This is a genomic window from Actinokineospora spheciospongiae (assembly GCF_003182415.1).
Taxonomy (GTDB): Bacteria; Actinomycetota; Actinomycetes; order Mycobacteriales; family Pseudonocardiaceae; genus Actinokineospora; species Actinokineospora spheciospongiae.
Genome location: NZ_QHCP01000003.1, coordinates 209,915 through 223,577, shown reverse-complemented (window position 1 = coordinate 223,577; position 13,663 = coordinate 209,915). Strand labels below are relative to the sequence as shown.

The 13,663-nt window shown below is 71.8% G+C and carries 10 protein-coding genes; 2 read left to right on the top strand and 8 right to left on the bottom strand.

Annotation, left to right across the window (positions count from 1 at the left end):
- The first annotated feature begins 221 nt into the window (after positions 1 to 221).
- Together DFQ13_RS08515 and DFQ13_RS08510 are read left to right on the top strand one after the other, a co-directional pair.
- Positions 222 to 2,117 carry a 2-oxoacid:acceptor oxidoreductase subunit alpha gene (locus tag DFQ13_RS08515; protein WP_110079444.1) on the top strand — a complete coding sequence of 632 codons (1,896 nt, stop codon included), beginning with the start codon at positions 222 to 224 and terminating at the stop codon, positions 2,115 to 2,117.
- 58 nt (positions 2,118 to 2,175) lie between these two features.
- Positions 2,176 to 3,246: a 2-oxoacid:ferredoxin oxidoreductase subunit beta gene (locus tag DFQ13_RS08510; RefSeq protein WP_035279426.1), complete on the top strand. Its 1,071-nt coding sequence runs from the start codon at positions 2,176 to 2,178 to the stop codon at positions 3,244 to 3,246.
- 65 nt (positions 3,247 to 3,311) lie between these two features.
- Here the strand turns inward: DFQ13_RS08510 and DFQ13_RS08505 are convergent, their stop codons facing one another.
- The 8 genes from DFQ13_RS08505 to DFQ13_RS08470 form a co-directional block, all read right to left on the bottom strand.
- Complete coding sequence (locus DFQ13_RS08505) at positions 3,312 to 3,731, bottom strand: hypothetical protein (RefSeq protein ID WP_110079443.1); 420 nt, start codon at positions 3,729 to 3,731, stop codon at positions 3,312 to 3,314.
- An 88-nt stretch (positions 3,732 to 3,819) separates the two neighbouring features.
- The gene (locus DFQ13_RS08500; protein WP_110079442.1) at positions 3,820 to 5,973 is read right to left on the bottom strand and encodes a sunset domain-containing protein; all 2,154 of its coding nucleotides are present in this window, start codon (positions 5,971 to 5,973) and stop codon (positions 3,820 to 3,822) included.
- A gap of 150 nt (positions 5,974 to 6,123) precedes the next feature.
- Positions 6,124 to 7,140: a polyprenyl synthetase family protein gene (locus DFQ13_RS08495; RefSeq protein ID WP_035279425.1), complete on the bottom strand. Its 1,017-nt coding sequence runs from the start codon at positions 7,138 to 7,140 to the stop codon at positions 6,124 to 6,126.
- A gap of 179 nt (positions 7,141 to 7,319) precedes the next feature.
- Positions 7,320 to 8,909: an NADH-quinone oxidoreductase subunit NuoN gene (nuoN, locus tag DFQ13_RS08490; RefSeq protein ID WP_035279622.1), complete on the bottom strand. Its 1,590-nt coding sequence runs from the start codon at positions 8,907 to 8,909 to the stop codon at positions 7,320 to 7,322.
- Positions 8,909 to 10,537 (bottom strand): NADH-quinone oxidoreductase subunit M, encoded by a 1,629-nt coding sequence (locus DFQ13_RS08485; RefSeq protein ID WP_110079441.1) that lies wholly within the window; start codon positions 10,535 to 10,537, stop codon positions 8,909 to 8,911. Before DFQ13_RS08485 ends, nuoN begins: the two co-directional genes overlap by 1 nt.
- Complete coding sequence (gene nuoL / locus DFQ13_RS08480) at positions 10,534 to 12,525, bottom strand: NADH-quinone oxidoreductase subunit L (protein WP_233427453.1); 1,992 nt, start codon at positions 12,523 to 12,525, stop codon at positions 10,534 to 10,536. Before nuoL ends, DFQ13_RS08485 begins: the two co-directional genes overlap by 4 nt.
- Before the next feature lie 10 nt (positions 12,526 to 12,535).
- Positions 12,536 to 12,835, bottom strand: a complete 300-nt coding sequence (nuoK, locus tag DFQ13_RS08475) for an NADH-quinone oxidoreductase subunit NuoK (protein ID WP_035279422.1) — start codon at positions 12,833 to 12,835, stop codon at positions 12,536 to 12,538.
- Positions 12,832 to 13,662 carry an NADH-quinone oxidoreductase subunit J gene (locus tag DFQ13_RS08470; RefSeq protein ID WP_035279615.1) on the bottom strand — a complete coding sequence of 277 codons (831 nt, stop codon included), beginning with the start codon at positions 13,660 to 13,662 and terminating at the stop codon, positions 12,832 to 12,834. The genes nuoK and DFQ13_RS08470 overlap by 4 nt, the downstream gene beginning before the upstream one ends.
- Between the last annotated feature and the right edge of the window lies 1 nt (position 13,663).

Below are 13,663 nucleotides of genomic sequence, written 5' to 3'. Positions count from 1 at the left end.
GGGAGTGGACTCTTTGTGATCTACAACGCACCCAGCGGGCCTCGGCCCACCGGGTGCCTACCGTGGACAAAGGCGGCGAACAGCCGACCTGCTGCCGGTACGTCGGCGGTCAGCGCGCGGCCGGAGACTAGCCTCGGACGGTGCGCGGCCCGCCGGGAAGCCGGGTACGGGCGGCCTGACCCGCGGACGGACCGCTGTCAGGAGAGAGGGATCGGCAGCTCATGAGCACAGGCTTGGACGGCGACGTGGCCGGGAGCACCCGCGGAGCCGGGATCACCAAACTGGACCGGGTCGTCATCCGGTTCGCCGGTGACTCCGGCGACGGCATGCAGCTCACCGGCGACCGGTTCACCTCCGAGGCGGCGGCGTTCGGCAACGACCTGTCGACGATGCCCAACTTCCCGGCCGAGATCCGCGCCCCGCAGGGCACCATCCCCGGTGTCTCCAGCTTCCAGGTGCACTTCGCCGACTACGACATCCTGACCCCCGGCGACCGCCCCGACGTGCTGGTGGCGATGAACCCGGCGGCGCTCAAGGCCAACATCGCCGACCTGCCCGCGGGCGGCACGCTGATCGTCAACACCGACGAGTTCGTCAAGCGCAACCTCACCAAGGTCGGCTACGACGCCAACCCGCTCGAGGACGACTCGCTGGCCGCCTACCAGGTGCACCAGGTCGCCATGGCGACCATCACCCAGGGCGCGCTCGCCGAGACCGGCCTCGGCAAGAAGGACGCCGAGCGCTGCAAGAACATGTTCGCCCTGGGCCTGCTGTCGTGGATGTACCACCGGCCGACCGAGGGCACCGAGCAGTTCCTGCGGGAGAAGTTCGCCAAGAAGCCCGACATCGCCGAGGCGAACGTGCTGGCCTTCCGCGCGGGCTACTACTACGGCGAGACCACCGAGTCCTTCGCCACCACCTACCAGGTGGCCCCGGCGAAGCTGAGCCCCGGCACCTACCGGCAGATCACCGGCAACACCGCGCTGGCCTACGGCATCGTGGCCGCCTCGCAGCAGTCCGGGCTGCCGGTGCTGCTGGGCACGTACCCGATCACCCCGGCCTCGGACATCCTGCACGAGCTGTCCAAGCACAAGCAGTTCGGCATCACCACCTTCCAGGCCGAGGACGAGATCGCGGGCATCTGCGCGGCCCTGGGCGCCAGCTACGGCGGCGCGCTGGGCGTGACCTCGACCTCGGGCCCGGGCGTGGCGCTCAAGTCCGAGGCGATCGGCCTCGGGGTGATGACCGAGCTGCCGCTGCTGGTGATCGACGTGCAGCGCGGCGGCCCGTCCACCGGCCTGCCCACCAAGACCGAGCAGGCCGACCTGCTGCAGGCCATGTTCGGCCGCAACGGCGAGTCCCCGGTGCCGATCGTGGCGCCGCAGTCGCCCGCCGACTGCTTCGCCGCGGCCGTGGAGGCCACGCACATCGCGCTCAAGTACCGCACGCCGGTGATGCTGCTGTCCGACGGCGCGATCGCCAACGGCTCCGAGCCGTGGCTGGTCCCCGAGGTCGGCGACCTGGCGGACTTGGGCGTCGAGTTCGCCACCGAGCCCAACGCCCCGGACGGGTCCGGCGAGTTCTGGCCGTACCTGCGCGACCCGGAGACGCTGGCGCGGGCGTGGGCGGTCCCCGGCACCGCCGGTCTCCAGCACCGCATCGGCGGGCTGGAGAAGGCCGACGGCACCGGCAACATCTCCTACGACCCGAACAACCACGACCGGATGACCCGCATCCGCCAGGCCAAGGTCGACGGCATCGAGGTGCCCGACCTGCTGGTCGACGACCCGTCCGGCAAGGCGCGGGTGCTGGTGCTGGGCTGGGGCTCGTCCTACGGCCCGATCGGCGCCGCCTGCCGCCGGGTGCGCAAGCAGGGGCACGCCATCGCCCAGGCGCACCTGCGCAACCTCAACCCGTTCCCGGGGAACCTGGGCGAGGTGCTCAGGTCCTACGACAAGGTCGTGGTCCCGGAGATGAACCTGGGCCAGCTCGCGCTCCTGCTGCGCGGCAAGTACCTGGTCGACGTCATCAGCCACACCAAGGTGGCCGGTCTGCCGTTCATGGCCGAGGAGTTGCAGGACGTGCTGACCGGTGTGGTCAAGGGGATCGACGCATGAGCGAGCTTGCGGGCGAAGTGCGGAGTGATCTTTTCTCAGCGAATTGGGGAGTGACACGATGACCGCGATCGAGCTTGGTCTGCCCGGCCTCGGGGGGCTGGCCGGTGTTCCGACCACCGACGAGCCGCAGAAGGCCAAGGACTACAAGTCCGACCAGGAAGTGCGCTGGTGCCCGGGCTGCGGCGACTACGTCGTGCTCAACGCGGTGCAGTCGTTCCTGCCGTCGCTGGGCCTCAAGCGCGAGAACATCGTGTTCGTGTCCGGCATCGGGTGCTCGTCGCGGTTCCCGTACTACATGAACACCTACGGGATGCACTCCATCCACGGCCGCGCCACCGCCATCGCCACCGGCCTGGCCACCGCGCGCGAGGACCTGTCGGTGTGGGTCGTCACCGGCGACGGCGACGCGCTGTCCATCGGCGGCAACCACCTGATCCACACGCTGCGGCGCAACGTGAACCTCAAGATCCTGCTGTTCAACAACCGGATCTACGGGCTCACCAAGGGCCAGTACTCGCCCACCTCGGAGACCGGCAAGGTCACCAAGTCGACGCCGATGGGCTCGCTGGACCACCCGTTCAACCCGGTCTCGCTGGCCCTGGGCGCCGAGGCGACCTTCGTCGGCCGCGCGCTCGACAGCGACCGCAAGGGGCTCACCGAGGTGCTGCGGCAGGCCGCCGAGCACCGGGGCACGGCGCTGGTGGAGATCTACCAGAACTGCCCGATCTTCAACGACGGCGCGTTCGACGTCCTCAAGGAGCCGGGCGAGGCCGAGCAGCGGCTGGTGCCGCTGGAGCACGGCAAGCCGATCCGGTTCGGCGCGGGCGGCGAGTTCGGCGTGGTGCGGGCCGGGTTCGGCACGCTGGAGGTGGCCAGAGTCGCCGACGTCGGCGAGGACGCGCTGGTGGTGCACGACGCGCACACCGACGACCCGTCGTACGCGTTCGCGCTGTCGCGGCTGTCCGCCCAGGACCTGAGCCACACGGTCACCGGCGTGTTCCGCTCGGTGTCGCGGCCGACCTACGACGACTCGGCGCGCGCCCAGGTCACCCAGGCGCGGGAGACCAGGAAGGCCGACCTCCAGTCCCTGCTGCGCGGCAGGGACACCTGGACGGTCGTCGGCGACTGACCGACCCCCGAGCAACGACTGAGGCCCCCACCGGCGGTGGGGGCCTCAGTCGTTGCTCGGGGGTCCTACAGGACGTCGTCGAGGTTGCCGGACACGCGGGTGACCTCGGCGTCCGGGTGGCGCTGCACCGGGAACGCGCCGGTCGGGGTGTCGTCGTACCAGGCGTCGTCGACCTGGGCGCCTTGGCCCACCGGGATCTCGACGTCCGGGGCTTCGGCGTTGCGGGGCTCGACGTCCTGGGGCCTGGCGCTCCGGGGCTCGGCGTCGTGGGGTTCGGCGTCGTGGGGCTCGGCGTCGTGGGGCTCGGCGTCGTGGGGACCGGCGTCGTGGGGACCGGCGGCCGGGGCTGCCGCGGCGGGTTCGGCCGGGGACGGGCTCGCGGGGGCGGTGACCGGGGCCGCGGCGGCGCGCCTGGCGTTGCGGTTCCAGGCGACCAGGACCGCCGCCAGGAGCAGCAGGGCAGACAACAGGAGCGGTCGCCGCACGGGGTTGGCCTCCTCGCCATCGGGTGGCGCGGCCCGTCCGCGCGCCCTGGAACTTGCTACCACCCGCGCCCGGCGGACGCCAGTCGCCTCACGGGAGCGGGCGGAACCCGACCCGTTCGGCGTCGTCGACCGAGCGGAACCACACCTCGGCGACGGTCCGGTCGAACTTCGGCGACTCCGGGGAGCAGTAGCGCAGCGCGGTCACGCTGGCCTTGATCGTGTACTCGCCCGACGGCGGGCGGCCACCGGGCAGCGGCATCGCCGAACCGGGGCCGAACGGGCCGGGCGGCACGAACGGGTCGACGCCGCCCGCGGTCTGCTGGAGCGTGCGGGCACCGCGCCTGCGCTGCTGGGCGTGCGCCGGGGCCGCCTCCGCCTTGGCCGCCGGGGCCTCGTCGACCGGCACGATCGGCTCGAACAGGGACCGTTCCCGGCCGCCGTTGCTGGTGGTCTCCACGCCGAACGGGATGGGCGCGCCCATCGAGGCGGCGGGGACCTTCTGGCGCTCCGGCAGCGGCGCCGACCCGCCCGCGGCACCAGTCCCGCCGAACGGGACGCGGGTGCGCGGCCGGGAGGGGACGCGCTTGGGCAGCGGGTCGCCGGGGCGCTGCGGCCCGGCCGGGGTGTAGGCGGGGGTGATGCCCGCGGGGACCTCGGGCTCCCGGGCGGCGGGTTCCGGCTCCGGGGCGGGCTCGGGCTGGGGCTCGGGGCGGGACTGAGGCTCAGGGCGGGACTGGGGCTCGGGGCGGGACTGGGGCTCGTCGGTCACCCGGGGCACGAAGGTGGTCTCCGCGGCGGCGGGCTCCGGGTCGGCCGGGCGCTCGTCGGTGATCCTGGGGACGATGCTGGTCTCGGCGGCGGGTTCCTCGACCGGCCTGCCGAACGGGGTCAGCTCGGGCAGCGCGCCGGAGAGCGACCCGGGGGCGTGCCTGCGGCGGTTCTCGGCGGGCAGCACCTCGTCGAGGTCCTGGTCCACGTCGTCGGCGAGGTCGTCGACCAGGGCGTCGTCGTCGGCGAGGTCCGCGTCGTGCTCGTCGCGGCGGGCGCGGCGGCGGCGGGTGCCGCGGTGGTCCTGGTCGGCGGGCGGTTCCTGGTCGGCGCGGGGCTGGTCGGCGGGCTCGTCCTGGTCGGCGCGGTCGCCGTCGAGGTCGGTGTGGTCGAGGTCGGCGGGCCGGTCGTGCTCGGCGTGGTCACCGTGCTCGGCGCGGTCGGTGTGGTCGAGGTCGGCGTGGTCGAGGTCGGCGCGGTGCTCGACGTGGTCGCGGTCCGGGTCGCCGTGGTCGGGGTGGCCCTGGTCGGGGTGGCCCTGGTCGGCGGTGTCCTGGTCGGCGCGGTGGTCGAGGTCGTCCTGGTCGGCGCCGTGGCGGGGGACGGCGTCGGGGTCGGGGGTGCTGTCGTCGAGGGAGCGGATCAGCGCGGCGGGGATGCGCTCGGTGTGCTGGGTGAAGATCGTGCCGTGGTCGTCACCATCGTCGACGAGGTCGATGCGGTCGTCGTCGGCGCGCTCGGCGTCGAGGTCGCGGGAGCGGCCGGGCAGGTCGTCGACGAGGTGCTCGCCGTCGGCGTCGCGGCCCGCGTACCAGCCGTCGCGGTCGTCGGCGAAGTCGTTCCCGCGGTCGTCGTGGGCGTGGGCGGCGAGGTCGCCCAGGTCGCCGAAGTGGGCCAGGTCGCCGCGGGTGGCACCGCTGTCGGTGTCGCGGTCGTCGTGGTCCCCGGGGGTGGGCGGGAGGTACCGGGTGGTCTCCGCGGCGGCCTCGGTGGGCACGAACAGGTTGCCGGGGGCGCGGTCGTCGTGGAAGTCGTCGCCGCGGTCATCGTCGCGGTGGTCATCGCGGTGGTCATCGCGGTGGTCGCGGAGGTCGTCGCCGTGGTCGCCGTCGGCGCGGTCCGGGTGCGGGGCCGCGTCGTCGCGGTCGTACCCGTCGTGGCGGTCGGGGTGGCGGTCGTCGGGGTGGTGGTCGTCGACGTCGTGGGCGGGGTCGTCGTGGAGGGGGCGGATGTCGCTGTCGCGGCGGTCGTACTCGTCGCGCTCGTCGGCGTAGCCGGGGACCACGGCGGTGCGCTCGGGGGTGGGGGCCTGCTCGGTGCCGCGCACCGGCTCGACCCGGCGGTCCTCGGCCAGCCTGCGCTCCAGCACCAAGACCCGCTTGCGGGCCGGGTTGGCGATCAGCAGCCAGCACAGCAGGGAACCGACCAGGAAACCGGCGAGGCTCCAGACCCACACCTGCCCGAAGAACGGCATCGCCGACGTCTCCCTCCCCGGCCGCGCCATGGGGTGGACGCGGGTGAAACGGTTGCCCAAGCGTAGGGAAGGCTACTGCGAGCGGGTGAGCAGGACATGTGCGACCGGGGTTTTCGCCGCGATGTCACAATCCGCGACACGCCAGGTGGCTCAGCGCGTGCGCTCGACCACGTAGCGTGTGAGCAGTTCCAGGGCGTCGCGGGCGGCACCGGCGGGCAGGGCGGCCAGCTCCGCGTGCGCCCGGTCGGCGTAGCTGTCGAGGGTCTTGCGGGCGCGCTCCAGGCCCGAGGAGCGGCGCAGCAGCTCCAGCGCCTCCTCGACCTCGGCGTCGTCGTGGACGGGTCCGGCGAGCAGCCGGGCCAGCCGGGGGTCGGCGTCGTCGGCGAGGGCGTAGAGCATCGGCAGCGTGCGGACGCCCTCGCGCAGGTCGGTGCCCGGGGTCTTGCCGGACTCGGTGGCGGGTGAGGCGATGTCGATGACGTCGTCGGAGATCTGGAACGCGGCGCCGATGACCTCGCCGAAGCGGTACAGCGCCTCGGTCTGCGCCGCGGGGGCACCGGAGAACATGCCGCCGTAGCGGCCGGAGGTGGCGATGAGCGACCCGGTCTTCTGCCCGATCACCGACAGGTAGTGCTCGATCGGGTCGTCGTCGCGCGGGCCGACGGTCTCGCGCATCTGCCCGGTCACCAGCTCGCGCATGGTTTCGGCGATCACCCGGGTGGCCACCGGGCCCAGGTCGGCGACCAGCATCGAGGCGTGCGCGAAGAGGAAGTCGCCGGTGAGGATGGCGATGGAGTTGTCCCAGCGGGCGTTGGCGCTCTCGTCGCCGCGGCGCATGGTGGCCTCGTCCATCACGTCGTCGTGGTAGAGCGTGGCGAGGTGGACCAGCTCGACGGCGGCCGCTGCGGCGACCACGGCGTCCGTCGCGCCCTCGTTGACCTCGGCGGCCAGCAGGGTGAACAGCGGGCGGAAGCGCTTGCCGCCTGCCTTGACCAGGTGCAGCGCCGCCTGGTCGACGAAGTCGACGTCGCTGTGCACGACCGCGCGCAGCAGGTCCTCGACCCGGCCGAGGTCCGCGCCGACGCGGGCGATCAGCGCCGGGTCAGCCGAGTCGAGCCCGAGGAACGCGGGCAGGTCCGGCTGGGCGGAGTTCTCGGTGGCAGTCACTGCTTCGGCACTCCTGATCGGGTGGGCTGGTCGCGGAAACGAGCGTACTTGGCGAGTGAACCCTCACCGCGCGCTGCGGGCTCCGGACCACTGACAACGTGGCCGACCCCACAGGGTGTCCCCGAACGCGTGAGGGGCCGGGCACAGTCCGTGCCCGGCCCCTCACGCGGATCGCTGCTTTACCGGATGGCGAACGCCCCGCCCGCCGCCCAGTCGAGGGCGAACGAGGGCAGGATGCCCAGCAGCAGGGTGACCAACACGCCCAGGGTGATCGCGGCGGTGGTGAACGCGCCCGGAACGGTGACGGTCGGGCCGTCCGCGGCGGGCTCGCTGAAGTACATCAGCACGATGACCCGCAGGTAGAAGAACGCCGCGACCGCGGAGGCGACCAGCGCGATCACCACCAGCGGGGCCATGCCGTCGTCGATCGCGGCCTCGAACACCACGAACTTGCCGACGAACCCGCTGGTCAGCGGGATGCCCGCGAGGGCGAGCAGCAGGAAGGTGAACACCCCGGCCACCAGCGGCGACCGCTTCGCCAGCCCCGCCCACTGCGACAGGTGCGTGGCCTCGCCGGAGGAGTCGCGCACCAGGCTGATCACGCCGAACGCCGCCAGCGTGGTGAAGCCGTAGGTGAGCAGGTAGAACAGCGTGCCGGACAGGCCCCGGTCGGTCAGCGCGATGGCGCCGATGAGCAGGAAGCCCGCGTGCGCCACCGAGGAGTAGGCGATCATCCGCTTCACGTCGGTCTGGGTGAGGCCGAGGATCGCGCCGATGACCATGGACGCGATCGCCACGCCCCACAGCACCCCGCGCCACTCCCACTGCGTCGACTCGAACGCGACCTGGAGCACCCGCAGGATGCCGCCGAACGCGGCGACCTTGGTGCAGGCGGCCATGAACGCGGTGACCGGGGTCGGGGCGCCCTGGTAGACGTCCGGGGTCCAGGTGTGGAACGGGCCGACCGACGCCTTGAACAGCAGGCCGACGACCAGCAGGCCCATGCCCGCGAACAGCAGCGTGTCGGAGCGGTCGGTGCCCGCGGCGGCGGCGGAGATGTCGGCCAGGCGCACCGAGCCCGCGTAGCCGTAGAGCAGGGCCACGCCGTAGAGGAAGAACGCCGAGGCGAACGCGCCGAGCAGGAAGTACTTGACCGCCGCCTCCTGCGACAGCAGCCGACGGCGCCGGGCCAGGCCGCACATCAGGTACAGCGGCAGCGACAGCACTTCCAGCGCGATGAACATGGTGAGCAGGTCGTTGGCCGCGCAGAAGATCATCATGCCGCCGAGCGCGAACAGCGTCAGCGGGAAGACCTCGGTCTGCATCCCGGTCGCGGTGACCTGCGCCCGGTCCTGCACGGTGCCCGGCCGGATGGCCGCGGTGGCCACGAACGCGCCGCCCGGCTCGACCGAGCGGTCGGCGATGAGCAGCACCGCCCCCACCGACAGCGCCAGCAGCGTGCCCCACAGGAACAGGGCGGGCCGGTCGACCGCGAGGGTGTTGAACATGGCCATCTCGCCCGCCTCCGGCGCGTCGGACAGGTAGGTCGCCAGGGCGACCCCCGCTCCGGCGAGCGCCAGCAGGGACAGGGCGACCTGGGCGGGCCAGCGCTGGTGGCGGGGCAGGAACGCCTCGAACAGCACGCCGACGCAGGCCGCGGCCAGCACGATCAGGATCGGCCACACCGCGTCCAGCGCGGGCGGGTCGATCTTGGCCGGTGCCGGGGACGGCACCGGCTGGACCTGTGCGAGGAACAGGACCGAGGACATCACGGACACTGCGACTGCCTCTCTGCGGACTGGACCGGGTCGGCCTGGCCCGCCGCGCACATCGTGGCGTCCACGGTGGGCGCCACGGTGGCGAGCACGGGCTTGGGGAACAGACCCAGGCCGACGATCAGCACGAGCAGCGGGGCGAGGACCCACTTCTCGCGGCCGGTCAGGTCGAGGATCTTCTTGGTCTCGGTCTGGGTGGCGGTGGCGAGGGCGCCACCGGCGCTGCTGCCCCCGGAGACCGGCTCACCCGGCTCGACCCCGACCAGCGCGGCGCCGCGCAGCGGCCCCTGCATGATCCGCTGGTAGAGCCAGAGCACGTAGAGCGCGGCGAAGACCATGCCGACGGTGGCGATGATCGTGTAGACCGGCGCCTTCGGGAAGGAGCCGATGAGCACGAGGAACTCGGAGATGAACGAGTTCGTGCCGGGCAGCGACAGCGAGCTGAGCCCGGCGATGAGCAGCATCCCGGCCAGCAGCGGGGTCAGCTTCGCCATGCCGCCGTAGTCGGCGATGCGCGACGAGCCGCCGCGGGCGATGACCATGCCGATCACCAGGATGAGCATCCCGGTGGCGATGCTGTGGTTGACCATGTAGGTCACCGAGCCGGTCATGGCCTGCGAGCTGAACGAGAAGATGCCCAGCGCGATGAACCCGAAGTGGGCGATCGACACGTAGGCCACGAACCGCTTCATGTCCGACTGGCCCACCGCGAGCAGCGAGCCGTAGACCACACCGGCCACCGCGAGCACCAGCACCAGCGGGGCGAGTTCCGCGCTGGCCGCCGGGAACAGCGGCAGCAGGTAGCGCAGGAACCCGAAGGTGCCGACCTTGTCCAGGATGCCGACGAGCAGCACGGCGACGCCGATCGGCGCCTCCGCGGTGGCGTCGGGCAGCCAGGTGTGCAGCGGCACCAGCGGCGCCTTGATGGCGAAGGCGACGAAGAAGCCGAGGAACAGCCAGACCTGCGTCGACAGCGGCGCGTCGCTGACCGTGCGGACCAGGGTGGCCCAGTCGAAGGTGCCCGAGCCCAGTTCGTCGGCGGACATCACGTAGAGCGCGATGACCGAGGCCAGCATGATCAGGCCGCCGAGGAACGAGTACAGGAAGAACTTGACCGCCGCGTACTGCCTGCGCGCGCCCCCGTAGGAGCCGATCAGGAAGTACATCGGGATCAGCATGATCTCGAACAGCACGTAGAACAGGAACACGTCGGTCGCGGCGAACACGCCGACGGTCAGCGCCTGCTCCAGCAGGATCAGCGCGAAGAACCCGCCCGCGGTGCGGCCCTCGGGCAGCTTCTCCGACCAGCCCGCGCCGATCACCAGCGGGACCAGCAGGCCGATGACGGCGATCATCACCAGCGCGATGCCGTCGACGCCGAAGGAGACGTGCACCCCGAACGCCGGAATCCAGTCGAAGGAGAACGACTGCTGGATGCGGGCGCCGCCGGTGTCGAACAGCACCCAGGACGCGATGGCCAGGGCGAACTCGGCCAGCGAGAAGCCCAGCGCGGTCAGCTTGGCCGTGCGGGCGTCGGCCCGCAGCGCGGTGACCACCCCCGCACCGACCAGCGGGAGCAGCAGCAGCGCTGCCAGCACCCAGGAATTGGTCGCCGACGTCATGCGAACCTCACCATCAGCAGTGCGGCGATCACCAGGATCGACCCTCCGAGCATGGACAGCGCGTAGGACCGGACGAACCCGGTCTGGGTGCGGCGCAGGCGGCCGGAACTGCCGCCGAGGCCCGCCGCGATGCCGTTGACCAGACCGTCCACGCCGCGGTTGTCCACGTACACCAGGGCCCGGGTGAGCCAGGTGCCGGGACGGGCGAACAGCGCCTCGTTGAGGTGGTTGCCGAACAGGTCGGCGCGCGCGGCGCGGACCGGGAACGACACCCGCTTGGGCCGCTCGACCGCGGTCTCGCGCCTGCCGAAGAGCAGGAACGCCAGACCCGCGCCGATCGCGGCGAGCACGACGGTGAGGATGCCGACCATGGTGTGCGACAGCGCGCCGTGGGTCTCCTCGACCTCACCGATGGCCGGGGTCAGCCACTCGGGCAGCACCGCGGACAGGATCGCGCCGCCCGCCACCGAGCCGAACGCCAGGATGATCATCGGGATGGTCATCGTGCTGGGCGACTCGTGCGGGTGGTACGGCTTGCCGACCGGCGCCTCGGGGCTCTCCGGGTCCGGGGTGGCCGGGCTGGTCAGGTTCTCCCAGCGCGGCTTGCCCAGCCAGACCAGGATGAGCAGCCGGGTCATGTAGAACGCGGTCAGGGCCGCGCCCAGCAGCGCGATGCCGCCGAAGACCCAGCCCCGGGTGCCGCCCTGGCCGAGCGCGGCGTTGATGATCTCGTCCTTGGAGAAGTACCCGGACAGGAACGGGAAGCCGATCAGCGCCAGGTAGCCCAGGGTCCAGGTGACGAACGTGACGGGCATCTTCTTCCACAGCCCGCCCATCCGCCGGATGTCGCCCTCGTCGTTCATGGCGTGCATGACCGACCCGGCGCCGAGGAACAGCCCGGCCTTGAAGAAGCCGTGCGTGAGCAGGTGCAGGATGCCGAAGGCGTACCCGGCCGGGCCGAGGCCCACGGCCAGGATCATGTAGCCGATCTGGCTGACCGTCGAGTACGCCAGGACCTTCTTGAAGTCGTCGTAGGCGCAGCCGATGACGCACCCGAGCAGCAGCGTGATCGCACCGATGATCATCACGACCAGTCGGGCGTCCTCGGCCTGCGGCAGCGAGTACAGCGGCGAGGAGCGGGCGATGAGGTACACGCCCGCGGTCACCATGGTCGCGGCGTGGATCAGCGCGGACACCGGCGTCGGACCGGCCATCGCGTCCGGCAGCCAGGCCTGGAGCGGGAACTGGCCGGACTTGCCGCAGGCACCGAGGAGCAGCAGCAGGCCGATCGCCACGATGGTGCCGGTGGACTGGTCGCCGATCTGGCTGAACACCACGTCGTACTGGGTGGAGCCCATGGTCTTGAACATCAGGAAGATCGCCAGCGCCAGGCCGACGTCACCGACGCGGTTCATCAGGAACGCCTTCTTCGCCGCCGTGGCCGCGAAGTCCTTGCCCTGGTACCAGCCGATGAGCAGGTAGGACGCGAGACCGACGCCCTCCCAGCCGAAGTAGAGCGTCACGAAGCTGTTGCCGAGGACCAGCAGGAGCATGGCCGCGATGAACAGGTTCAGGTAGGCGAAGAACCGGCGCCGGTCCTCCAGCTCGTGGTTCAGGTAGCCGATCGAGTAGATGTGGATCAGCGAGCCCACACCGGTGATCAGCAGCACGAAGGTGATGGACAGCGGGTCCAGCCGCAGGCCGAAGTCGACCGAGAGCTGGTTGACCGAGATCCAGTCGAACAGGTGCAGGTCCCGCAGCCGGTCCTCGGCCGCGAGCGAGGTCGTGTCGAAGAACAGCACCACCGCGTAGGCGAAGGCCGCGATGACCATCCCGCTGCCGAGCAGGTGGCCCCACTTGTTGGTGCGCCTGCCGCCGATCAGCAGGACGGCGGCGCCGAGGGCGGGCAGGACCAGCAGCAGCCAGGCCGCGCTCGCCGCCCCGGCCGCGGGCTGGGTGTCCAGCGCCAGGTTGAACGTTCCGGTCACCGAGTTCCCCTTAGTACTTCAGCAGGTTCGAGTCGTCGACCGACGCGGTCCGGCGGGTGCGGAAGATCGACAGGATGATCGCCAGGCCGACCACGACCTCGGCGGCCGCGACGACCATCACGAAGAACCCCATGACCTGCCCGTGCAGGTCGCCGTTGAGCCGGGCGAAGGTCACCAGCGACAGGTTCACCGCGTTGAGCATCAGCTCGACGCACATGAACACGACGATGGCGTTGCGCCGCACCAGCACGCCGACGGCGCCGATGGTGAACAGCAGCGCGGACAGCAGCAGGTAGTACGTCGGCGTCATCGCGACTCCTCCTTGCCGGGGGCGAGGGCGCGGGTCCCGGCGGCCGGGCCGGTGCCCGCGACGGACTCGCGCTCGGCCGCGAGCTTGTCCGCGGTGGTGGACTCGATGAGCCGCGACAGCGACTCCGGGGCGACCGAGCCGTCGGGCAGCAGGGCCGGGGTGGCCACCGAGTTGGCGGTGGCGAACACGCCGGGGCCGGGCAGCGGGGACGGCCGGTCGTGCTCGCCGCGGAAGCGGGCCTCGACCAGTTCCTTCTGCGTCCTGCGGCCGCGCTGCTCGCGGTTGACGTAGCCCAGGACCATCGCGCCGACGGCGGCGGTGATCAGCAGCGCCGAGGTCAGCTCGAATGGGAACAGGTAGTCCGAGAAGATGAGCTGCCCGATGTTGGCCACGTTGCCGCGACCGCCGTTGGCGGTGTCGGCGGCGAGGCCCTGGTCGGTGACGTCGATCAGCGAGCGGGCCACGGCGCCGGTGATGAGCACCGCGAGGCCGACGCCGAGGACCCCGGCCCACAGCCGCTGCCCGCGCAGCACCTCGACCACCGAGTCCGAGGCGTCGCGGCCGACGAGCATCAGCACGAACAGGAACAGCATCATGATCGCGCCGGTGTAGACGATGATCTGCACGAAGCCGAGGAACGGCGCCTGCTGGACCATGTAGATGCAGCCGAGGCTGAGCATCGTCATCACCAGGAACAGCGCGGAGTGCACCGCGTTGCGGGCGAAGATCATGCCCAGCGCGCCCGCGAGGGCGAGCGGGCCCAGGACCCAGAAGGACACGGCCTCACCGGTGGAGACGGTGGCGGCGCCCTGCTGGGCGAGGAGCATG

Bases quoted from the DNA above. Each gene is read 5' to 3' on its own strand.
- DFQ13_RS08510 (WP_035279426.1), top strand. From the start codon at position 2,176: ATGACCGCGATCGAGCTTGGTCTGCCCGGCCTCGGGGGGCTGGCCGGT.
- DFQ13_RS08485 (WP_110079441.1), bottom strand. From the start codon at position 10,537: ATGACGTCGGCGACCAATTCCTGGGTGCTGGCAGCGCTGCTGCTGCTC.
- nuoN (WP_035279622.1), bottom strand. From the start codon at position 8,909: ATGTCCTCGGTCCTGTTCCTCGCACAGGTCCAGCCGGTGCCGTCCCCG.
- DFQ13_RS08515 (WP_110079444.1), top strand. From the start codon at position 222: ATGAGCACAGGCTTGGACGGCGACGTGGCCGGGAGCACCCGCGGAGCC.
- DFQ13_RS08500 (WP_110079442.1), bottom strand. From the start codon at position 5,973: ATGCCGTTCTTCGGGCAGGTGTGGGTCTGGAGCCTCGCCGGTTTCCTG.
- nuoK (WP_035279422.1), bottom strand. From the start codon at position 12,835: ATGACGCCGACGTACTACCTGCTGCTGTCCGCGCTGCTGTTCACCATC.
- DFQ13_RS08470 (WP_035279615.1), bottom strand. From the start codon at position 13,662: ATGCTCCTCGCCCAGCAGGGCGCCGCCACCGTCTCCACCGGTGAGGCC.